The organism is Brevundimonas sp., assembly GCF_035627055.1.
Lineage (GTDB): Bacteria > Pseudomonadota > Alphaproteobacteria > Caulobacterales > Caulobacteraceae > Brevundimonas.
Genome location: NZ_DASPMM010000007.1, coordinates 19,156 through 39,922, shown reverse-complemented (window position 1 = coordinate 39,922; position 20,767 = coordinate 19,156). Strand labels below are relative to the sequence as shown.

Genomic DNA, 20,767 nt, shown 5'->3' with positions numbered 1-20,767 from the left:
GTCCGCCCCGACGCAGGCGCCGCAGCCGATGCATAGCCCTGACCGGACGATGTCGTCGGGGCTGTAAGGTCCGGTAGGCCGGGCCGGGGCGTCAGGCGAGCGCAAGGTCAAGGTAGGCCTCCGAGCGCCGCCGCAGTTGGTCCAGCCGGTCCTCGACGCGCGGTCCAAGGGGTTCGTCCAGCGCCGCCGCCACGGCCCATTGCGGTGTTTCCGCGCCCACGAGCCGGCGCTCCGCCCCCACTCTCGCCGTCAGGTCGCGGACCTTGTTGACGCGGTAGTCGGCCAGGGCGCTGACGAACGGCCGCGCATTGACCAGGGCGAAGACGCAGCCGTGGAAGAAGTTGGTGATCACCGCCCTGGCCGAGGCCATGGCCCGGGCGAACTCCTCCGGGCCGGCCGCGATCCACTGCTCGTCGGCCCAGTCGTTGCGGTAGCCGAGACTGACCAGCCGCACGCCGCGCGCGTCGGCCCAGCGGCGCACGGCGGCCTTGAACCAGCCGGCGAACGAGTGGCCGTAGACGATCGCCCGGTCCGGCCACGGCTCCCCCGGCCGGCGCGACAGTGCGTCGAACTGCAGGCAGGGATCGAGCACGATCTCCGGGTCCCGGCCCAGCCCCGTCTCGATCAGCCGGCGCGAATTGTCGTCGCGCACCGCGATGGCCGAAAAGCCCTTCAGCCGTGCGGCCCAGAACGGATCCACCCCGTCGCCGGCGTCGTGATTGCCGAAGCTGGCGGCGTAGGCGACCAGCCGGTCCGTCTCGATGCCCTCGCCGAAAAACAGCGGCCGGCCGGCGTACCAGGGGTGGCGGAAATTCCACACCTCGTCGCTGCCGACCACGACGGCGTCGAAACCGTCCGGCGCCCGCCCCGCCTCCAGATCGAAGGGCCCCGTCATCGGCAGGTCTTCGAACGCCTCGAAGAATTTCCGGGTCTTGGCGGCATAGAGCGGCAGGTCCTCCGGCGGCGTCGGCGTGGGCAGCGTCGGCTGCAGGGCGCAGCGCCACTCCGCCCGGTCGACCTGCGCCGACCGGTGATCCAGCAGCACCGACTCATGGCCGCGGCGGCGCAGGCCTTCGGCCAGGCAACGCGCCTGCCAGTAGGAGCCGTAATTGATGCAGCGGTGGAACGTCAGGACGCCGATGCGGCGGGGCTTCGCCACCGCCGCCGTCAGTGCCGGCTGCTGGTCGCGTCGCGGCCGGCGCCCTGGCGCAGCATCGCCTCCGCGTTGACGTCCGGATTGGAAGTCTTGTCTCCGCCCGGCGCGAAGCTCGAGGTCTCCGGATCGTGCGTGGCCGGCTGGGCCACGGCGCCGCGCATAGACGGATCGGTGCGACCGGAGAGATCGGTCGGCGGCGGCGCGTCGGGGTCGAAGTCGTCGGTCACGCCCTCGCCGCCCGCGCTCGTCGTCTCCGCGCCGGAGGCGTTGACCGCGCCCTCGCTCTCGACCTTGTTGCGCTCGTGGTGTCCGGCCTTGCCGGTGTCGTTGAAGCCTGTCTGGGCCATGGCTCAGCGCGCCTCGCGCAGGTGATCGGAGAGGATCTCGTTCATCTCGAACATCGACACGCGATCCTTGTGGAAGACGGCCTTCAGCTTGTCGTCGGCCTTGATCTCCTGCCCGTCCTGCAGGTCGTGCTGCTTGATGTAGTCCCACAAGCCGCTGACCACGTCGGCGCGGCCCATCGGCCCGTCGCCGACCACGTCGGACAATTCCTCGGACAGGGTGAGCGGGCGGTGCAGGCCGTCGTTCTCCTCGCCGGCGCCGGGTCCTTCCTTCTGTGCCATGTCGTGTCTCCAGTCGTTGCCGGGGACCAACCGGCGCGGGACGTGGAAGTTCGAAGCGGAGCCGCAAAATTTCCTCGGCTCCGCCCGCCTCAGGCGTCGCCCTCGGGGCCGCCGGACGCCTCGCCGGTTCCGCCCGCCTCGCTGTGATGCTCGATGGCGCCGCTCTCGACCTCGGTCCGCGAGAAGACTTCTTCCTGCCCGGACTCGAGCAGTTCGTCCTCGGGTCCGCCGAGCCCGCCGACGACGAGGCCGGAGGTGTTCGCGGGCGCTGGCTTGCCGGTCTTGTCCATGCCGAGCCAACGGTGCGGCCGGGGGGAGGGTTCCCTCGCTCCAAGGTCGGGTGGCCGACACAGGAGCCATCTGCGGGTGACCGGCGTTTCAGGAGGAACACGGTGGAGGATCAGATGGGCGCGACGTTCGAAACACAGGCTCCGCAGGACATGGACTGGTCGCCGGCGCTCGGGTCGACTCCCGACGCCGTCGCCATGAGAGAGAGCGACATCCAGCAGCTGGCGCAGACCTTCGCCGTGACGCCGGAGGCGGTCCGCCTGGCGGTGGCGCGGGTCGGGCCCGGCTTCCGCGAGGTCCAGCGCGAACTGGGGGGCCGTCGCTGATGGGGACCCGCAACACCACGGACAAGGGCCGCACGGTCCACCAGAACCAGGGTCTGGGACAGCAGAGAGTCGGCGAGGCCGGGGCCGGGCCGGACCAGAAGGATGCGCGGCCGCCCTCCGCCGGCGGGCGCGGCTCCGGCTCGGGCGACGACGCCCGGACCAATGCGGAGAGCGAACGCTAGCCTCAGGGCCGCTTCGGAATCTCCAGCCCGCGCTTGACCGCGGGACGGGCTAGGCCGCGCTCCAGCCAGGCCGGGACGTTCCTGAGCTCGTCGAACCCGACCAGGTCGCGCGCCTCGTAGAAGCCGATCAGGTTTCGCACCCAGCCGAGCATGGCGATGTCGGCGATGGTGTACTGGTCGCCCATGATCCAGTCGCGGCCCTCCAGCCGCCGGTCGATCACGCCGAGCACCCGCTTCGACTCCGCGACGTAGCGCTCCAGCGGCCGCTTGTCCTCGATGGCCTTGCCGGCGAATTTGTTGAAATAGCCGACCTGTCCGAAGATCGGGCCCATGCCGCCCATCTGGAACATGACCCACTGCAGGGTCTCGTAGCGGCCGGCGGCGTCCGCCGGGATCAGTCGCCCGGTCTTCTCGGCCAGATAGACGAGGATGGCGCCGGACTCGAACAGCGCCAGCGGCTTCGCGCCGGGTCCGTCTGGATCGATGATGGCCGGGATCTTGCCGTTGGGATTCAGCGACAGGAACTCCGGGGTCCAGCTTTCATCCTTCGTGATGTCGACCAGGTGCGGCTCGTACGGCAGGCCGGTCTCCTCCAGCATGATCGACACCTTCACCCCGTTGGGCGTGTTCAGCGAATACAGCTGCAGCCGGTCGGGATGCTGCGCGGGCCAGCGTTGGGTGATGGGAAAGACGGAGAGGTCGGCCATGATGATGCTCCAGCGGTCGTCCCGACGGATGTAGGTCGGCGAAGCTGAACCGCAACTGTCATGGTAGCGTTTCGCTACGACCGCTTCTGGCGTAGCCGGCTGCTAGTCTGCGGGACGTGGAGCGGAGAGAGGGCGCTATGCACTCTACGGACGCTACGCACTCTACGGACGCTATGCACTCTACGGACGCTACGGACTGTAATTTCCGGCCCCGGGGCCGCCGGCGGTCTGGACCCCGGGCAGGCGGAGGGGCAATGGAGGCGCATGACTTTTCCGACCCCGTCCCCCGCTGACTGGAAGGCGCTCGCCGAGAAGGCGCTGAAGGACCGACCGCTCGAAAGCCTGATCCATCTCGACGCCGATCAGCTGGCCGTGCGGCCGCTCTACGGTGCGGCGACCGGGGTCGAGCCCCTGTTCGCGCCGCGCCCGTCGGACGCGGAGGGCCGGGCCTGGGACCTGCGCACCCTGGTCGAGGGCGACGACCCGGCGGCGGTCAATGCCGCGGTGCTGGCGGACCTGGAGGGCGGGGCCGCGTCGGTGGTGCTGAAGGGCGCCGTGCTGGCCGACTCCGCGCCCCTGACCGCGGCTCTGGAGGGGGTGGCGCTGGAGCTGGCCCCGGTCGGGCTGGATGCCGGGCTGGCTGGCCCCGAGGCGGCCAACGCCCTGGCCGTCGCGGCCAAGGGCTCGCCCCGCGCCAGGCTGATGTTCCACATGGACCCGGTCTCCGCCTTCGCTGAAACCGGCGAGGCGCCGCGCTCGCTGGAGGAGCACCTGACCCTGGCCGCGAACACCGCGGCCCGGCACGCGACCGCCTATCCGCAGGCGAGCTTCTTCATGGCCGGCGGCCGCGTCGTCCACGAGGCCGGCGGCTCGCTTGCGCAGGAGCTGGCCTTCGCGGCGGCCAATGCCGCGGCCCTGGTGCGGGCCGGCATCGAAGCCGGTCTGAGCGCCGGACAGGCCCTGAACGGGACGGTGCTCGGCGTGGCTGTGGACCAGGAATATTTCGACAGCCTCGCCAAGGTCCGCGCCCTGCGCCTGATCTGGCGCTCGCTGAGCCGGGCCTTCGGGGCCGAGACGCCGGCCGTCATCGAGGCGCGGTCGTCGCGGCGGATGCTGTCGGCGCGCGACCCGTGGCCGAACCTGCTGCGGCTGACGGCGGCGGGCTTCGCCGGCGCGGTCGGCGGGGCCGACGCGGTGGTGCTGGACGGTTTCTCCCGCGCGAGCGGCCGTCCCGACGCCTTCGCCCGGCGTCAGGCGCGCAACACCCAGCTGGTCCTGATGGAAGAGGCCCATGTCGGGCGCGTCGACGATCCGGCGGCGGGCTCGTGGTTCCTCGACCAGCGCACCCGCGAACTGGCCGAGGCCGGCTGGGCCGAGTTCCAGAGGATCGAAGCCGAGGGCGGCGTCGTCGAGGCCCTGCGCGGCCATGTCATCCAGCCGCGCGTGGCGCGGGCGCGACAGACCTTCGAGGCGGCGCTGGCGAGCGGCGGGGCCCAGATGGTCGGCGTGACGAAATTCGTGGACGCCGAGCCGCGCCCGGCCCCGGTCGAAGCCGAGCCTCCTGTGGCGCCCGAGGGCGGCGGCGACGCCTGCGTGCCCCTGACCCCGATCCGCCTCGCCGCACCCTTCGAAGCGAAGGAGGCCGGCCGATGAGCGCCCCCGACTTCTCGAACATCGCCCTGGACCTGTCGCCCACCGGCTCCGGTCCCGCGCGCGATCCGTGGAAGACGCCCGAGGGCCTGACCGTAGCCTCAGCCTACGACGCGGCCGCTCTCGACGGGCTCGACTTCATCCATGGCCTGCCGGGGATCGCGCCCTACCATCGCGGCCCCTATCCGACGATGTACGCGTCCAACCCGTGGACCATCCGCCAGTACGCCGGCTTCTCGACCGCCGAGGCGTCGAACGCCTTCTACCGCCGCAACCTCGAGGCCGGGCAGAAAGGGCTGTCGATCGCCTTCGACCTGGCCACCCACCGCGGCTACGACAGCGACCATCCGCGGGTCCGGGGCGACGTCGGCATGGCCGGCGTGGCCATCGACTCCATCTACGACATGCGCACCCTGTTCGACGGCATCCCGCTCGACAAAATGAGCGTGTCGATGACCATGAACGGTGCCGTCCTGCCGGTTCTGGCGCTCTACATCGTGGCGGCGGAGGAGCAGGGCGTCGCCCACAGCGCCCTGACCGGGACCATCCAGAACGACATCCTCAAGGAGTTCATGGTCCGCAACACCTACATCTACCCGCCCGCGCCGAGCATGCGGATCATCTCGGACATCTTCGCCTGGACCGCCGAGCACGCGCCGAAGTTCAACTCCATCTCGATCAGCGGCTACCACATGCAGGAGGCCGGGGCCTCCGCCGACCTGGAGCTGGCCTACACCCTCGCGGACGGCGTCGAGTACATGAAGGCCGGCGTCGAGGCGGGCATGCCGATCGACCGCTTCGCGCCGCGGCTGAGCTTCTTCTGGGCCATCGGCATGAATTATTTCATGGAAGTGGCCAAGCTGCGCGCCGGTCGTCTGCTGTGGGCCGAGGCGGTGTCGAAATTCGGCGCGAAGGATCCCCGCTCCCTGTCGCTGCGGGCCCACTGCCAGACCTCCGGCTGGTCGCTGGCGGCGCAGGACGTGTTCAACAATGTCAGCCGCACCATGGTCGAGGCCATGGCCGCGGCCGGCGGCCAGACCCAGTCGCTGCACACCAACAGCCTTGACGAGGCGCTGGCCCTGCCGACCGACTTCTCGGCCCGCATCGCCCGCAACACCCAGCTGCTGCTGCAGATGGAGACCGGCCTGACCCGGGTCATCGACCCGTGGGGCGGCAGCTACTACGTCGAACGCCTGACCCACGAACTGGCCGAAAAGGCCCGCGCCCACATGGCCGAGGTCGAGGCCCTTGGCGGCATGGCCAAGGCCATCGAGGCCGGGGTGCCCAAGCTGCGCATCGAGGAATCGGCGGCGAAGACCCAGGCCCGGATCGACACCGGCCAGCAGACGGTGGTCGGGGTGAACCGCTACCTGGCCGACCACGTCGACGACATTCCGGTGCTCAAGGTCGACAACGCCGCCGTGCTCGCCTCCCAGCTCGAAAAGCTGAGGCGCCTCCGCGCCGAACGCGACGAGGCGAAGACCCAGGCGGCGCTGGACGCCCTGACCCATGGCGCGCGCGGGAACGCCAACCTTCTGCAGCTGGCGGTCGAGGCCGCCCGCGCCTACGCCACCGTCGGCGAGATCTCGGACGCGTTGGAAGCCGCCTTCGGCCGCCACGTCGCCACCGTGAAGACCGTATCCGGCGTCTATGCGAAGGAGGCCGGCGACGATCCGAAGATCGCGCGCGCCCGCGGCATGGTCGCCGCCTTCGTCGAGAACGACGGCGGCCCGCCACGCATCCTGATCGCCAAGCTCGGCCAGGATGGCCACGACCGCGGCCAGAAGGTCATCGCCACCGCCTACGGCGACCTCGGCTTCGAGGCCACGGCGGGTTCGCTGTTCCAGACCCCCGCCGAGGCGGCGAAAGAGGCGGTTGAGCGCGGCGTCCACGCCGTCGGCGCCTCATCGCTGGCGGCCGGCCACCTGACCCTCGTGCCCGAGCTGAAGGCCGAGCTGGAGAAGCTGGGCCGCCCGGACATCATGATCGTGGTCGGCGGGGTGATCCCGCCGTCGGACGTCCAGACCTTGGTCGACATGGGCGCGGCGGCGGTCTACCCGCCCGGCTCGGTCATCGCCGACACGGCCATCGACCTGATCGAGAAGCTCAACCAGCGCCTCGGCTACGCCCAGAAGGCCTGAGCCTCAGGGGCGGTGAGCGCTCGGCAGGGCGGCGACTTCCTCGTCCGTCAGCACGCGATCGATCCGCGCGCGGCAGGTGCTGGCCGCCGATGTCGAGCCCGGCAGGGTGATCCGCGCCCAGTCGCCGGTGCAGACGCGGCCGCCCGCCAGTCCGACGCCGTCGGCCGTGATCGCCAGCCTCTGCGCGAAATCGAGATCGGTGCAGCCGCCGGCCGTGTTCAGCTCGAAGACGGCGTTGCTGTTGGAGCGGACGTAGAGCTTGCCGGGACCGCCCTGGCGGAAGTTTCGCACGTGCTGGGGGGTGAAGCACTGACGCTCCGGGCTGGCGCCGGCGCTGTCGTCCGGCCCGCCCATGCCGTCGACGGGAGCGCAAGAGGCTGAAAGGGCGGCCAGGGCCGCGACGGCGGCGGATGAAATCAGACGGGTCATGATCGATCTCCGGCCCGGCGGTTGCAGACGCCGGCTCAGCGTCAACCGTCTATCTCCGGTGAAGGTTGCGCAAGGGGGGCGGGGGTGACGAACCGGGACGGATCGACCCGCGCGGCCAGGGCCACGGGGAGGGGCGACGGGACTCCGAGCGCCAGAGCGGCGACATGCTCGGCCAGCAGCGGCGCGACGCAGAAGCCGCGCGAGCCCAGGCCCGTGAGGACGAACAGGCCCGGCGCGAGTTCCCCCGCCAGCGGCAGGCGGTCCGGCGTGGTGGCGCGGATGGCGGCGCGGCCCTGCAGGCGCCCACCCTCCGCGACCCGAGCCGCCAGCGCCGGCAGTCGCGTGCCCAGGGTCTGGAGGTTGCGCGCTGTCGAAGCCGGGTCGGTTTCGGTCGCCGTCTCGCCGCGGTCGTGGGTGGCCCCGAACAGCATGCCGCTCCGGGTCGGCGTCGCATAACCGCCCCAGGCCGCCGGAGGCGCGGCGACGCCTTCCACCCAGTCGGCCTGGCCGCGAACCGGCGCCAACGGCAGATGCCGAGCGAGAGACGCCGCGCCCCAGCCCGCCGCGATTACGACGATGTCGGCTTCCAGGATCGCCTCGCCGGCCGGATCGAACAGCCGCCATCCCGCCTGCGACGGCTCGATGCGCGCCACCGTCGCGACCACCTGGCCGCCTCCCGGCAGCCATGCCTTGAGCACCGGGCGCGGATCAAGGGCGAGCGCGTCGCGCATGAACAGGCCGCCGGTCTCGACCGGCTCGCCCAGCCGTTCGGAGCAGGCCGACGCGGTCACGGGAGCCATGCCGCCTTCGGGCCAGACGTCCTGCGCGGCCACCTTGGCGAACCGCCCGCCGTCCCGAGCCGTCTGTTCCAGCTGCAGCACGCCCTCGGCGAGGATCGCCTCGGGAACCGCGGCGTAAAGTGCTCTTGCGCGGGACAGGGCCTGGCCGTGGAGCGCTGCGATGGCGGCGTCGCCGGCATCCAGGCGGGGCGTGACCAGAGCCGAGGGAAAGCCGGAGGCTCCGGCGGCCCCGGCCGCCGCCTGTTCGACCACCGTGCAGCGCGCGCCCTGGACGGCGAAGGCGCGGGCGAGGGCGGCGCCGGCGACGCCCGCTCCGACCACCGCGACGGAGGGCCGGGTCTCGACCCCGATCCCGCCCGGCCGGCGCGCCTCCAGCCGTTCGCGCTTGCGGCCGTGACCGGGCCGCTTCTCGACGGCGAAACCGCGCTCCGCCAGACCCCGCCGGACCACGCCCGCGACCGTGAACGTTCCGATCCTCGCGCCGGGCGCGGAGCGGGCCGCGACCCCGTCCAGGACGGCTTCAGACCACATGCCGGGGTTGGTCGAGGGGGCGAAGCCGTCGAGGAACCAGGCGTCGGCGCGCCCCGACCACTGCGACAGGGCCCAGGCGGCGTCGCCGACGGCGAGGTCGAGCGTGGCGTTGAACCCGGGCAGGTCCATGCGGTGGAAGCCGGGCGTGGGAGACGGCCAGGCGTCGAGCAGGGCCCGGGCGGCGCCGGCGAGCTCCGGCCAGCCTTCCAGCGCCCGCGCCGCCTCCGCGCGACTGAGCGGGAAACCTTCGACAGAGAAGATCGACAGCCGCCCCTCCGGCGGCCCCTCGCGCCGCCACAGATCGAGCAGGGCGGCGATGTTCAGTCCGGTGCCGAAGCCGAGTTCGGCGACCGTAAACCGGGAGCGGCCGCGCCAGCCCTCCGGGAGGCCGCAGCCGGCCAGGAAGACGGCGCGACTCTCGGCCAGCCCGTCCTCGCGCGAGAAATAGACGTCATCGAACCGGCCGGAACGGGGCGCGCCATCCTCGGTCCAGACCAGTCGGGGCGAACGGTCGTTGGTCATGATCCAGCCAGTAGCGGCGGAAGGCGGGCAAGGAAAAGGGGCCGCCCGCGGACGGCCCCCGTTCCGGTCTGGTTTCGGGCTGGTCTAGTGGCCTTCGACCGGCGTGGCCGGTTCCGGCTCGGCCTGGGTCTGGGCGAGCTTGGAAACCTCGGCCGCGTCGGCGGCCGCCTTGGCGTCGGCGGCGGCCTGGTCCTGGGTGACCGTCACGGCGGCCTGGTCGGCGATGCCCGAGGCCTCGACGGCTTCGGTCGAGGCTTCCGGGGCCTTTTCTTCAGCCTTGTTGCAGGCGGCCAGCGACAGGGCGGCGGCCGAGGCGGCGATCAGGGCGACGATGCGCATGGGGAGATCCTTCGTTCGAGCGGACGACAGTGTCCCGAACCCCGAGATACCGACGCCGCCACCCGCGCCGCAAGTGAATTTGGCGCAAGCTCGGCCGCGCCACCTTTGGCGCAACGAAAAAGGGCCGCCCGTGAGGACGACCCTTTCCGAACGAACCCGAAGGTCCGCTGCGTCTCAGATATTACTGAGCCGGGGCAGCCGGGGTTTCGGCGGCCGGAGCGTCGGCGGCCGGAGCGGCGGCGTCGGCGGCCGGAGCCGTGGCGTCGGCGGCCGGGGCCATCGCGGCGTCAGCAGCCGGAGCTTCGACGGTGGCTTCGGCGGCCGGAGCTTCTTCGGTCTTCTCGGCGGGCTGGCAGGCGGCCAGGGCCAGAGCGGCGGCCGAAGCGGCGATCAGAGCGGTGATGCGCATGGTTTTCTTCCTTCAGAAGGGTCAACGAGGTCATGAATCCTCGCAGGTCCGAGATAACGGGTTCGTGAGCGGATACGCAAGCGAAATTCTCACGCATTCGTGAACTGCTGTCATCCGACAGCAAAAAGGGGACCGCGAACGGTCCCCTTTCCCGATCGCCGAAGGCGGGATCAGCCTACTGCGGCGGCGGCGACGAGGTGGCCGGCGAGGTCGTGCCGTTGGGCTCGGGCGGCAGCGTCGGAGGCGTCTGGCCGGGAGGGGTGGTCGTGCCGTCCGGATTGGTGGTTCCGGTCGTGCCCGTGGTTCCCATGCTTCCGTCGGCCGGGGCCATGGTTCCGTCCGTCGCCGGGGCGGTGGCCGAGGCGTCGGCTCCGGTCGCCGCGGCGTCCTCGGCGGTCTTGTCCTCCGCGGGCGTGCAGGCGGCCAGCGCCAGGGCCCCCAGGGCGGCGGCGGTGATGATCATCAGCTTCATGCGTGTTCCTCCGAACGATCGCCCGGGCGAAACACCCGCCCGCTCCCACGATCGGTCGTGCGGGTAACCGGCCACGCCGGTCCCTGTTCCCGAGCGCGTGATCGTCGGTGAGGGGCCGTGATGACGCCGTGATTCGGCGCGGTCAGGCTTCGACCGGCGCGCCCTGAAGCGACTCTTCCATTTCGAGGAAGGAGGGCTGGGCCGAGGAGGGGATGTCGCCGCGCCCGATCTCGACGGAGATCTGCGCCGCATTGCCGTGCAGGTGGGCGACCAGCACCGACTGGATGATCTTGTAGAAGGCCGACTCCTCGTCGACGATCGCCTTCAGCCGCGACGCGATCGGACCGACCAGGCCATAGGCGAGAAAGACGCCGAGGAAGGTGCCGACCAGGGCGCCGCCGATCATGCCGCCGAGGATTTCGGGCGGCTCGGTGATCGAGCCCATGGTCTTGATGACCCCAAGCACGGCAGCGACGATGCCGAGCGCGGGCAGGGCGTCGGCGAGGTTCTGCAGCGCGTGCGGGGCGCCCAGGGCCTCGTGGTGGTGCTTCTCCAGCTGCTTCTCCATGGCGTCCTCGATCTGGTGCGGATCCTCGAGGTTCATGGTCATCATGCGCAGGGTGTCGCAGATGAAGTCGGTGGCGAAGTGGTCCTTCAGCACCTTGGGGTATTTCTGGAAAATGGCGCTCTCGGCCGGCTTCTCGATGTGGCTTTCGAGGGCGATGACGCCCTTGGACTTCATCGTCTTGGTCAGCTGGAACAGCAGCGACAGCAGGTCCTTGTAGTCCTGGCGCTTCCATTTCGGCCCGGCGAAGGACTTGCCCAGCCCGCCCAGCGTCGACTTGATCACAGTCACGCTGTTGGAGATCAGGAAGGCCGCAATGCCCGCGCCGCCGATGGCCATCATCTCGTGGGGCAGGGCGTGGAGGATCACCTCGAACTTGCCGCCGGAGATGATGTAGCTGCCGAAGACGAGGCCGAACAGCAGCACGATGCCGATAATCTGGAACATGGAGAGACGGTCGGTCCTGCGCGCGAGAGAGGCCGACCATCGCCGTTAATCATTAAGGGGCGGTTGCGACCTGCGACTACAGCCGCGTCTCGCCGTCGAGGATCGCCTGCAGGGCGACGTCGCTCAGTTTGGTGTAGCCGCTCTTGCCGCCGCGGACGTAGACCGGCCCCTCGACCTTCTCCGGATCGAAGCCGTCGGCGACCAGGTCCATCTTGCGGTATTTGAAGGTGCCGGTCGTGTCCGCCGCCTTGATGATGCGCACGAAGGCCGGGCGGGCATAGACCGGCAGCTCCTGGTCGACCCAGTCGGCGAAGGCCCGCGCGCCGAACTTGCCGTCGATGACCAGGGCGACCATGCCGGCCTTGCCGTCATGCCCTGGCACGGCAACGCCGTAGGCGATGACTTCCTTGACGCCCGGCCCGTCAGCCAGACGCTGCTCGACCTCGGCGGTGGAGACGTTCTCGCCCTTCCAGCGGAAGGTGTCGCCGATCCGGTCAATGAAGTAGACGTAGCCTTCGGAGTCCTGCTTCATGAGGTCGCCGGTCCGGAACCAGCGGTCGCCGCGGACGAAGACGTCGCGCAGGATCTTCTTCTCGGAAGCGGCCTTGTCGGCATAGCCGGAGAAGGCGTGGCGGGTGTCGTCGCCGATCCGGCCGATGGCCTCGCCGACCTCGCCCGCCCTGGCGAGCTGACACAGGCCATCGGGCCCCCGCACCGGTTCCTCGGTATCGATGTCGAAGCGCACCAGCCGGAAATTGATCTGCTTCTTCAGAAAACCGGGTGCGCGGCCGATGGCGCCCGGCTTGCCGTCGAAATTGAACAGCGAGACGTTGCCCTCGGTCGAGCCGTAAAATTCGAGAATGTCGGGGACGGCGAACCGCTTCTGGAAATCGTTCCAGACATCGGGACGCAGGCCGTTGCCGAAGGCGAGCCTCAGCTTGTGGGCGCGTTCCTCGGGATTCTCCGGGCAGTTGACCAGATAGCGGCACAGTTCGCCGATGTAGACGAACAGGGTCGCCCCGCTGGCCTTGACGTCGGGCCAGAAGTTGGAGGCGGAGAAGCGCTTGCGCAGCATCAGCTTGCCGCCGTTCAGCAGGGCCGGACCGATGCCGACGAGGCCGCCGGTCGAGTGGTAGAGCGGCAGGACGTTGAAGGTGATGTCCTTGTCGGTCGCCGCTGTCGCCCCGGCGAAGGCGCGCATGTAGGTGCGGGCGCGGGCGTGGGTGACCTTGGCCGCCTTTGGCATGCCGGTCGTGCCCGAGGTGTAGATGTACAGGGCCGTGTCGCGGTTGGTCAGGCCCGACCGCACGGACCGGGCCGGACGCACCGAGGAGCCGCCGCGCACCGGCTTGTCGAGGCCGCGGCGTTCGTCCGCCTCGTCGGTGTCGGCGAGGCCGAGGACCCAGAGCATCAGGTTGCGACCCGCCAACGGACGAGCCTCCTCGACCTTGCGCCAGGAGTCGGCGTCGGTGACCACCTGCGAGGCGTTGGAGATCGACAGACAGTGGGCGAGGGCGTGGCCGGTCAGGTTGGTGTTGATCAGGGCCGTGGCCACGCCGACCTTGGAGAAGCCCATCCAGGCGGCGATGTATTCGGCCCGGTTCAGCATCACCAGGGCGATGGTGTCGCCGCGCTTCAGCCGGCGGCTCTGGGCCCAGTGGCCGAACCGGTTGGCCATGGCGTCCAGCTCGCGATAGCTCAGCGTCACCCGGTCGTCCTGGATGGCGACGTGGTCCGGGAATTTGTCGACGGCCTCTTCCCAGTCGTCACAGACCAGATCGGGGCTGTCGAGGTCGATCGGCTTGATGCGCTTGAGCAGACGGCGCAGCCCCTTCGCGAACCGCATATCGCGCCGGATGTTCGCCACCAACCCCATCGTCCGATCCACTCCGTCTCAAGGCGCCGCTCCTGACGGTGATGGACAAGGCGCGGGGTCCGGTCAACCGGCGGGGGAATCCTTCGGGGGTTTGGGCGGCCCGGAACGCCGGTTTGCGCCAGGGCGTGGCGCCGATGCGGCGGTTCCGCAACGTCAAGATCAGGAAAGAGACCGAAAACGACCCGAACGCGAGCCTGAGCAATGTCTGGCGCGAACATTAGTAAAGAAGCGCCACAAAACTGGACCGGACCGGGCGGAACTGTGTCCGCAACAGTGTTTCTTCAAGGCGTGGCCGTTTCCGCGGAACCGTGGTCTCGCGCGATGGTTCCGTCATCACAAATTTGGAGGAACACCGATGTCCGTAACCTATCCGCACGACCGACCGCAGCCGCAGGGCGACTATCTTGAAAGCCCCCGCGAGGAACCCTTCGTCCCCGTCTACGCCCGCACGCGGCGCAACACGCGGAGCCGCAAGAGCGGGGTCAAGACGTGGATGATCCTGGCGCCGATCGGCGTCCTGGTGCTGGGCGCGGGCGCGGCGGCGATGTTGATGGGCGGCGGCGATGAGGTCGCCCCGGCTCCGCTGGCCGAACCGGCCGCCACCGCGCCGGTCGTGCCGGCCCAGCCGCTGCTGACCGAAGCCGAGCCGGCGGCGACGGCCGCGGCGCCCGTGGTGGACGCCACGCCCGCGCCGGCTCCGGCGGTTCGCCGGACCGCTCCGGCCCCGACCCGCCGCGCGGCCGCGACTTCGCGCGCCCCGGCGGCCGCGCCGGCGCCCGCGCCGCGCGTCGTGGTTCCGGTCCAGCCGACCGCGCCGCAGCCCTATACGGCGACGCTGAACACGGCGCCGACTACGCCCGCCCCGGCCCAGCCGCCGGTGATCGTGATCCAGCCCGCCGACTGATAGCGGCGTGCGACAAGACGGCCCTGGCGGAGCGATCCGCCGGGGTCTTTGTTCGTCAGACGGACGGCGAGACCCGCCAGATGGCGTCGCCCACGTCGTCGGCGACCAGCAGGGCCCCACGTGCGTCGAACTGCACCCCGACCGGGCGTCCCATGGCCTGGTCGTTCTCGTTGATGAAGCCGGTCAGGATGTCCTCCGGCGGACCCGCGGGCGCCCCGTTCACGAACGGCACGAAGATGACGCGGTAGCCGTTGCGCGGCTTGCGGTTCCACGAGCCATGCTGGCCGACGAAGGCGCCGCCGCGATAGCGGACCGGGAACAGGCCGCCCTCTCCGAAAGTCAGCCCCAGCGACGCCGTATGGGCGCCCAGCGCATAGTCCGGCTTCAGCGCCCGGGCCACCATGCCCGGGTTGGCCGGCTCCACCCGCGCATCGACGATCGGGCCGTAGTAGCTCCACGGCCAACCGTAGAAGCCGCCGGGCGTCACCGCGGTCATGTAGTCCGGCGCCAGATCGTTGCCGAGCTCGTCCCGCTCATTGACCGAGACCCACAGACGGCCGCTGTCCGGCTGCCAGGCGAGGCCGACGGGATTGCGCAGTCCCGAGGCGAAGACGCGCCGGGCGCCGGTCGCCGGATCGATCTCGAGGATTGCGGCGCGGTCGACCTCCTCGACCAGCCCGTTCTCGCCGATGTTGGAGTTGGACCCGACGCCGACGTACAGGCGAGAGCCGTCCGGGCTGGCGACCAGGCTCTTGGTCCAGTGATGGTTGCGACCGGCGGGCAGGTCGGCGACCTTGCGCCCCGCCGCGGTGATCTGCGTCTGCCCGGTCTGATAGGGGAAGGCCATCACGGCGTCGGCATTGGCGACGTAGAGGGTGTCGCCGACCAGGGCCATGCCGAAGGGCGACATCAGATTCCGGAGGAAGACGGTCCGTGTTTCGGCCACGCCGTCGCCGTCGCTATCGCGCAGAAGGGTGATGCGGTCGGGGCTGGGAACCCGGGCCCCGGCCTTCTTCATGAACAGGGTCTGGAACCAGCCGCGCAGACCGCCTTCGGCCTTGGATTCGAGGCCCTCCGGCTTGGGCGGGGCGTTGGTCTCGGCGACGAGGATGTCGCCGTTGGGCAGGCGGCACAGCCAGCGGGGGTGATCGAGCCCGGACGCAAAGGCCTGCACCCGGAAGCCGGCCGCCGGCGTCGGCGTGCGGCCCTCGGGCCAGCCCACCGCCTCGGCCACGTTGACGACGGGGATCAATGCCCGCTGCGGCGCGGGCAGCACGGGATCGGGTCCGAAGCCGGCCATGGGGTCGAGCGCCGGACCGCCGCCGCATCCCGCGAGGGCGAGACCGAAACCAAGGGCGATGAGCGGAGTCGAACGGGGCATGTCGGCCTCCTGGCTATGGCGAGCGGAACGCGCGAAACGCCGTAGGGCTCATCGTACGCCTTCGCTCCCGGCCCGCGAACGGCGGGGAATCTACAAAGGCGACTTGAGTTTGCGCGGCGGACGGATGCGCCGGAACCGCGCCTCGATGAAGGAGAAGGCTCCGAAGGCGACGAAACCAAGGGCCGCGACCGCCAGAACCCAGGGGCCGGCGGGCTGGCGCTCCACAGCGTCCAGCGCGGCGCCAAAGCTGGTCACGTCCGCCGCCTCGGCGTGCAGGCCCGCCAGAACCACCAGCGCCGCCAGCGGCAGATAGGCCAGCCCCCGCGCCACGTGTCCGATCCTGGCCAGCGGCCCGACGCGGCGGCACAGGCGGTCCGAACAGGCCAGGTATTCGGTGAAGTCCTCCCGCACCGCCTTGACGATATTGCTGACCCCGATGCTGAAGATCGCCAGCCCGCCGGCGACCAGCAGCCATTTGCCGAAGGGCAGGGCGAGCACGGTCGAGGCGTAGGTCTGGCTCTGCGCCACACCCTCCGCCGCCGGATCGTCAGGCGTGTCCATCAGCAGGCTGAAGGCGGCGACCGCCAGGGCGGCGTAGCTGAAGGCGCTGAACAGCTGGCTCATGCGCGTGCCAAGGCCGTTCCATGAGGTCCCCTCATGATCGGCGTCGAACACCGACTGCAGCACCCGCCACATCACGAAGGCGGCGAGGCCGAGGCCGATCAGCAGGGCCCACAGCCGCCCGAGCGGCTGCGTCGCCAGCCAGGCGAGGGCGCCCTTTGTTCCGACGGAGTCGCCGATCAGGTCCATGGCCGCCAGCAGCACCAGCACCCCGACCGACAGATAGACGAAGCCCCGTGCCCCGTAGCCGACCCGGGCGGCCCATTCGACCAGCACGGAAAGCCGCGGAACACGGCGCAGGATGGGCGAGCGCCGTCGTCCGAAATCTCCGAGGCGGGCGAGGCGGGCGCGGACGGAGATCAGGGGGTTCGGCACGGCGAGCGTAATGCCCGGCGCCGAATATGGCTCCGCTATCGGCCTCGCGGCCTTGAGGTGCGGCGGACGGACGCATATCTGCTGCGCGCTCAGGGAGGGCGCGAATGCAGCCTGTGATTTCCATCGAGGGTCTGACCAAGACCTACAAGTCCGGGCTTCAGGCCCTCAAGCCCATCGACCTGACCATCCGCAAGGGCGAGATCTTCGCCCTGCTGGGTCCCAATGGCGCGGGCAAGACGACGCTGATCTCGGTGGTCTGCGGCATCGTCACCCCAACGACGGGCAAGATCGTCGCCGACGGCCACGACATCCAGACCGAATACCGTCAGGCGCGCAGCAAGATCGGCCTCGTGCCGCAGGAACTGACCACAGACGCCTTCGAGACCGTGCTGGCGACGGTCAGCTTCAGCCGCGGCCTGTTCGGCAAGGCTCCCAATCCGGCCCATATCGAGCGGGTGCTGCGCGAGCTGTCGCTGTGGGACAAGCGAAACTCGAAGATCATGACCCTGTCCGGCGGCATGAAGCGCCGGGTGATGATCGCCAAGGCGCTGAGCCACGAGCCCGACATCCTGTTCCTCGACGAACCGACGGCCGGCGTCGACGTCGAGCTGCGCCGCGATATGTGGAACCTCGTGCGCCGCCTGCGCGAGAGCGGCGTGACCATCATCCTGACCACCCACTACATCGAGGAGGCCGAGGAGATGGCCGACCGGGTCGGGGTGATCCTCAAGGGCGAACTGATCCTGGTCGAGGAGAAGACCGCCCTGATGAAGAAGCTGGGCAAGAAGACCCTGACCCTCAATCTGCAGGACCCCATCGAAGCCCTGCCGCCGGAACTGGCGGAATGGAACGTCACCCTCAGGAACGAGGGGCACGAACTGGAGTACGTCTTCGACTCCAACCTGGAGAAGACCGGCGTCCCGTCCCTGCTGCGCAAGCTCAGCGACCTCGGCGTCGCCTTCAAGGACCTGAACACCAGCCAGAGCAGCCTCGAAGACATCTTCGTCAGCCTCGTCCACCGCGACACCGGAGCGGCCGCATGAACAGCCTGACCTTCAACGGCTACGGCGTCTGGGCCATCTACCGCTTCGAGATGGCGCGCGCCCTGCGCACCATCTGGCAGAGCGTGGTCACGCCGGTGATCACCACGGCCCTCTATTTCGTCGTCTTCGGCTCCGCCATCGGCAGCCGCATGACCGAGATCGACGGCGTGCCCTACGGGGCCTTCATCGTTCCGGGCCTGATCATGCTCAGCCTGTTCACCCAGTCGATCTTCAACGCCAGCTTCGGCATCTACTTCCCGAAATTCACCGGCACCATCTACGAGCTCCTCTCCGCGCCGGTGTCGCCGCTCGAGATCGTTATCGCCTATGTCGGGGCGGCGGCGACCAAGTCGGCGGTGCTGGGGCTGATCATCCTCGCTACGGCGGCCCTGTTCGTTCCGCTGCAGATCCTCCACCCGGTCGAGATGCTGGCCTTCCTGATCCTGATCTCGACGACCTTCAGCCTGTTCGGCTTCATCATCGGCATCTGGGCCAACGGCTTCGAGCAGCTGCAGATGATCCCCATGCTGGTGGTCACGCCGCTGACCTTCCTGGGCGGGTCCTTCTATTCGATCGACATGCTGCCGCCGGCCTGGCGCACGGTCACCCTGTTCAACCCGGTGGTCTATCTGATCTCCGGCTTCCGCTGGACCTTCTACGGCAGCGGCGACGTCGGCATCGGGGTCAGCCTGGCGGCCACCCTCGGCTTCATGCTGATCTGCCTCGTCGTCGTTGGATGGATGTTCCGGACCGGCTACCGGCTGAAGAACTAGCAAGCCGGCGGCGTCACGAAACGGGCCAGATCGATGCGCACCTTTGTCCCGTCTTCGCGTTTCTGAAGCGCGCCCTGTCCGGCGCGGGAGTTTCCATGTCCACCGATGACCACCAGCCCCTGAACGGTTCACCCGCCCCCTTCCGACGCCCGATCGTCTGGGGCCGTCCGCCCGCGACGGTGTTCAGGGCCGGTCCTCTGCCGAGGGGCGAACGCCTTCCGCCGCTCCCGGAGCCGCCGAAGCCGCAGCCGGCGCGGCCGGCCCGCTCGTCTTCGGGCATTCTCGGCGGCTCGCTGATTCCCCAGACCCGGCCCGCGCCCGACCCGGAAAGCCCGTCGCGACCCGCGGCCCCGGCGAACGCCCAGGCCCCGGCGCCCGAGCCTGACCTGACCGTCCGCCCGCTGCCGGCGCCGGAGCCCGTCGCCGAGCCGGCGCCCGAGGTTGCGCCGAGGCCGCGGCCGGCCGTCGTCGGCTCCGAAGCGGGCCCCACGGTCAGTCCGGTGCTCGCTGCGGCCTCGACCCGCCGCGGAGGGAGCCGCATGCCGCTCTACGCCGGAGCCGCCATGGCCGCGATCGCCGTAGCGGCCGTCGGGGTCTGGATGCTGACCCGGTCTCCGGCGCCCACGCCCACGGTCGCCGCTTCGCCGCCGCCGGCCGCAGCCCAGCCTGCTGCTCCGAGCCTGTCTCCGGTTCCTGTGGATGCCGAACCCGTCGCTCCGGCGGAGACCGTGGCCGCGTCCGCCCCCGCGGCCACGCCCACGCCCGTGACGGCCCCGTCGCCCCGCCCAGTGGCGACGTCGGCCGCTGAAACTGCGGCAGAGAGGCCGGCGCCTGGCCCGGTGACGGCTCCGCCCGCCGAGGCGCCGGCGGCCACGACCGCCGCGCCGCCGCCGCTGATTGAAATCGTACCGGCCCAGCCTGCCGGGCCGCCGCCGACCACGGCCGAGCGCCCGCCGTCCGATCCGGATGCGCCGATCGCCACCCGGCCCCAGCCGCTCGATAGCTCCGCAGACGAGGGCTGACCTAGGCGGTCCGGATGCTCAGATAGCCGCGCTCGACCATCCGGCGCAGGCCTTCATAGGCTTCGGCCAGTTCCTCATAGGCCGTGCGGGCCGAGGTCAGGCGGGCGATCTGGTCGGGGGTGGAGGGCGCGCCCGACTCGCTCTGGCGCAGGGCCTCGCCGACCCATTTGGCGCGGGCCGTCGCCGTCTGCACCGCCAGGCGCTGGAACACCGCCGCGTCGAGGCCGGGCAGGGAGCCGGCGATCACCTCGCGGTTGGCCACAAAGGCCGAATAGTCGATCTGCTCGAGCAGGCCGCGCAGCCGCCGCTGCTCCTGCGGGTCGGCGTCCTGCGGCTCGAAATGGTCGCGCTGGCGACGATAGGTGGAGGTCTGGATGGTCGACATCGCGCCGCTCCGAATTGGGCTTCGGAGAGGAGGGTGCGCTGCGTCCCTTAATGGGGGGTTGCGTCCCCGCCCGGGGAGTGGAGACTTGTGCACGGTCAGCGCCTCGGCGGGCCCCGGGGAGACAGTGTCATGACCGGCAGGGTTCGCGTTTCGTCCTATGCCGTTTCGGTCGACGGCTACGGCGCCGGTCCCGACCAGAGCCTGCAGAACCCCTTGGGCGTCGGCGGCGAGGCTCTGCACGGATGGTTCTTCCCGACCGGGACCTTTCAGAAGATGTACAGCAAGGGCCACGGCGAGACCGGCGTGGACGAGGGTTTCGCCAGACGGGGCATGGACGGGATCGGGGCCTGGATCCTGGGCCGCAACATGTTCGCCCACTCGCGCGGGCCCTGGCCCGACGACGGATGGAAGGGCTGGTGGGGCGAGGAGCCGCCGTACCGCTGCCCGGTCTTCGTCCTGAGCCATCATCCGCGCGAGCCGCTGGAGATGAGGGGCGGCACCGTGTTTCACTTCGTCACTGAAGGCGCCGAGGCGGCGCTGGAGCGGGCCCGCGCCGCGGCCGGAGACCGCGATGTCCGCATCGGCGGCGGCGCGGAGACGATCCGCCAGTACCTGCAGGCCGGGCACATCGACGAGATGCACGTCGCCGTCTCGCCCGTTCTGCTGGGCCGGGGCGAACCGTTCTGGGAAGGTCTCGATCTGCCCGCGCTCGGCTACGAATTGCTCGAGAGCACGGCCGGCGAGCGCGCCACGCACCTTCGTATCCGCCGCCGGGCCGGCTCGGCGAGAGTCTGACC

24 protein-coding genes are annotated in these 20,767 nt (G+C 70.4%); 9 read left to right on the top strand and 15 right to left on the bottom strand.

Translation table 11 applies throughout. The features are described from left to right. Nucleotides 1-91 precede the first annotated feature (91 nt). The 4 genes from VEA98_RS02625 to VEA98_RS02610 all read right to left on the bottom strand — a co-directional run bounded on the left by VEA98_RS02625 (nt 92) and on the right by VEA98_RS02610 (nt 2,072). Nucleotides 92-1,159, bottom strand: a complete 1,068-nt coding sequence (locus VEA98_RS02625) for a polysaccharide pyruvyl transferase family protein (protein WP_324810894.1) — start codon at nt 1,157-1,159, stop codon at nt 92-94. Between the two features lie 8 nt (nt 1,160-1,167). After that, nucleotides 1,168-1,503: a hypothetical protein gene (locus VEA98_RS02620; protein ID WP_324810892.1), complete on the bottom strand. Its 336-nt coding sequence runs from the start codon at nt 1,501-1,503 to the stop codon at nt 1,168-1,170. Nucleotides 1,504-1,506: 3 nt separating this feature from the next. After that, nucleotides 1,507-1,782 carry an SWIB/MDM2 domain-containing protein gene (locus VEA98_RS02615; RefSeq protein ID WP_324810890.1) on the bottom strand — a complete coding sequence of 92 codons (276 nt, stop codon included), beginning with the start codon at nt 1,780-1,782 and terminating at the stop codon, nt 1,507-1,509. Nucleotides 1,783-1,871: 89 nt separating this feature from the next. Further along, nucleotides 1,872-2,072, bottom strand: a complete 201-nt coding sequence (locus VEA98_RS02610) for a hypothetical protein (protein WP_324810888.1) — start codon at nt 2,070-2,072, stop codon at nt 1,872-1,874. A gap of 114 nt (nt 2,073-2,186) precedes the next feature. Between VEA98_RS02610 and VEA98_RS02605 the strand changes: the two genes are divergently transcribed. Continuing rightward, a complete protein-coding gene (locus tag VEA98_RS02605) occupies nt 2,187-2,396 on the top strand; it encodes a DUF3606 domain-containing protein (RefSeq protein ID WP_324810886.1) in 210 nt (69 codons plus the stop codon). After that, a complete protein-coding gene (locus VEA98_RS02600; RefSeq protein WP_324810884.1) occupies nt 2,396-2,578 on the top strand; it encodes a hypothetical protein in 183 nt (60 codons plus the stop codon). Before VEA98_RS02605 ends, VEA98_RS02600 begins: the two co-directional genes overlap by 1 nt. A 2-nt stretch (nt 2,579-2,580) precedes the next feature. Here the strand turns inward: VEA98_RS02600 and VEA98_RS02595 are convergent, their stop codons facing one another. Beyond that, complete coding sequence (locus VEA98_RS02595; RefSeq protein WP_324810882.1) at nt 2,581-3,285, bottom strand: glutathione S-transferase N-terminal domain-containing protein; 705 nt, start codon at nt 3,283-3,285, stop codon at nt 2,581-2,583. 264 nt (nt 3,286-3,549) lie between these two features. Between VEA98_RS02595 and VEA98_RS02590 the strand changes: the two genes are divergently transcribed. After that, the gene (locus tag VEA98_RS02590) at nt 3,550-4,938 is read left to right on the top strand and encodes a methylmalonyl-CoA mutase family protein (protein WP_324810880.1); all 1,389 of its coding nucleotides are present in this window, start codon (nt 3,550-3,552) and stop codon (nt 4,936-4,938) included. Beyond that, nucleotides 4,935-7,076 (top strand): methylmalonyl-CoA mutase, encoded by a 2,142-nt coding sequence (gene scpA / locus VEA98_RS02585; RefSeq protein ID WP_324810878.1) that lies wholly within the window; start codon nt 4,935-4,937, stop codon nt 7,074-7,076. The genes VEA98_RS02590 and scpA overlap by 4 nt, the downstream gene beginning before the upstream one ends. Before the next feature lie 3 nt (nt 7,077-7,079). On the opposite strand, the gene VEA98_RS02580 is transcribed toward scpA, so the two are convergent. The 7 genes from VEA98_RS02580 to VEA98_RS02550 all read right to left on the bottom strand — a co-directional run bounded on the left by VEA98_RS02580 (nt 7,080) and on the right by VEA98_RS02550 (nt 13,466). Continuing rightward, a complete protein-coding gene (locus VEA98_RS02580) occupies nt 7,080-7,505 on the bottom strand; it encodes a DUF6491 family protein (RefSeq protein WP_324810876.1) in 426 nt (141 codons plus the stop codon). A gap of 41 nt (nt 7,506-7,546) precedes the next feature. Beyond that, complete coding sequence (gene mnmC, locus VEA98_RS02575) at nt 7,547-9,358, bottom strand: FAD-dependent 5-carboxymethylaminomethyl-2-thiouridine(34) oxidoreductase MnmC (protein WP_324810875.1); 1,812 nt, start codon at nt 9,356-9,358, stop codon at nt 7,547-7,549. 84 nt (nt 9,359-9,442) lie between these two features. Beyond that, nucleotides 9,443-9,697 (bottom strand): hypothetical protein, encoded by a 255-nt coding sequence (locus tag VEA98_RS02570; RefSeq protein WP_324810873.1) that lies wholly within the window; start codon nt 9,695-9,697, stop codon nt 9,443-9,445. Nucleotides 9,698-9,878: 181 nt separating this feature from the next. Then, nucleotides 9,879-10,106 carry a hypothetical protein gene (locus VEA98_RS02565; RefSeq protein ID WP_324810871.1) on the bottom strand — a complete coding sequence of 76 codons (228 nt, stop codon included), beginning with the start codon at nt 10,104-10,106 and terminating at the stop codon, nt 9,879-9,881. A 175-nt stretch (nt 10,107-10,281) separates the two neighbouring features. After that, the gene (locus VEA98_RS02560) at nt 10,282-10,578 is read right to left on the bottom strand and encodes a hypothetical protein (protein WP_324810869.1); all 297 of its coding nucleotides are present in this window, start codon (nt 10,576-10,578) and stop codon (nt 10,282-10,284) included. Between the two features lie 142 nt (nt 10,579-10,720). After that, nucleotides 10,721-11,590: a flagellar motor stator protein MotA gene (gene motA / locus VEA98_RS02555; RefSeq protein ID WP_324810867.1), complete on the bottom strand. Its 870-nt coding sequence runs from the start codon at nt 11,588-11,590 to the stop codon at nt 10,721-10,723. A 76-nt stretch (nt 11,591-11,666) separates the two neighbouring features. Continuing rightward, nucleotides 11,667-13,466 carry a long-chain-acyl-CoA synthetase gene (locus VEA98_RS02550; protein WP_324810865.1) on the bottom strand — a complete coding sequence of 600 codons (1,800 nt, stop codon included), beginning with the start codon at nt 13,464-13,466 and terminating at the stop codon, nt 11,667-11,669. Between the two features lie 355 nt (nt 13,467-13,821). Between VEA98_RS02550 and VEA98_RS02545 the strand changes: the two genes are divergently transcribed. Continuing rightward, entirely contained in the window at nt 13,822-14,370 is a 549-nt protein-coding gene (locus VEA98_RS02545) for a hypothetical protein (protein ID WP_324810864.1), read from the top strand. 55 nt (nt 14,371-14,425) lie between these two features. Here VEA98_RS02545 and VEA98_RS02540 read toward each other — a convergent pair whose 3' ends face one another. Next, on the bottom strand, nt 14,426-15,751 hold the full coding sequence (locus VEA98_RS02540) for a sorbosone dehydrogenase family protein (RefSeq protein ID WP_324810863.1): 1,326 nt from the start codon (nt 15,749-15,751) through the stop codon (nt 14,426-14,428). A 90-nt stretch (nt 15,752-15,841) separates the two neighbouring features. Next, complete coding sequence (locus VEA98_RS02535; RefSeq protein WP_324810861.1) at nt 15,842-16,747, bottom strand: DUF1206 domain-containing protein; 906 nt, start codon at nt 16,745-16,747, stop codon at nt 15,842-15,844. Between the two features lie 104 nt (nt 16,748-16,851). Here VEA98_RS02535 and VEA98_RS02530 point away from each other — a divergent pair, with 104 nt between their 5' ends. The 3 genes from VEA98_RS02530 (at nt 16,852) to VEA98_RS02520 (ending at nt 19,585) form a co-directional block, all read left to right on the top strand. Continuing rightward, nucleotides 16,852-17,790 (top strand): ABC transporter ATP-binding protein, encoded by a 939-nt coding sequence (locus VEA98_RS02530; RefSeq protein ID WP_324810859.1) that lies wholly within the window; start codon nt 16,852-16,854, stop codon nt 17,788-17,790. Next, the gene (locus VEA98_RS02525) at nt 17,787-18,563 is read left to right on the top strand and encodes an ABC transporter permease (protein ID WP_324810857.1); all 777 of its coding nucleotides are present in this window, start codon (nt 17,787-17,789) and stop codon (nt 18,561-18,563) included. The genes VEA98_RS02530 and VEA98_RS02525 overlap by 4 nt, the downstream gene beginning before the upstream one ends. 95 nt (nt 18,564-18,658) lie before the next feature. Next, nucleotides 18,659-19,585 (top strand): hypothetical protein, encoded by a 927-nt coding sequence (locus VEA98_RS02520; protein ID WP_324810854.1) that lies wholly within the window; start codon nt 18,659-18,661, stop codon nt 19,583-19,585. Nucleotide 19,586: 1 nt separating this feature from the next. Here the strand turns inward: VEA98_RS02520 and VEA98_RS02515 are convergent, their stop codons facing one another. After that, the gene (locus VEA98_RS02515; protein ID WP_324810852.1) at nt 19,587-19,970 is read right to left on the bottom strand and encodes a hypothetical protein; all 384 of its coding nucleotides are present in this window, start codon (nt 19,968-19,970) and stop codon (nt 19,587-19,589) included. A gap of 129 nt (nt 19,971-20,099) precedes the next feature. Between VEA98_RS02515 and VEA98_RS02510 the strand changes: the two genes are divergently transcribed. Beyond that, nucleotides 20,100-20,765: a dihydrofolate reductase family protein gene (locus VEA98_RS02510; protein WP_324810850.1), complete on the top strand. Its 666-nt coding sequence runs from the start codon at nt 20,100-20,102 to the stop codon at nt 20,763-20,765. Nucleotides 20,766-20,767 lie beyond the last annotated feature (2 nt).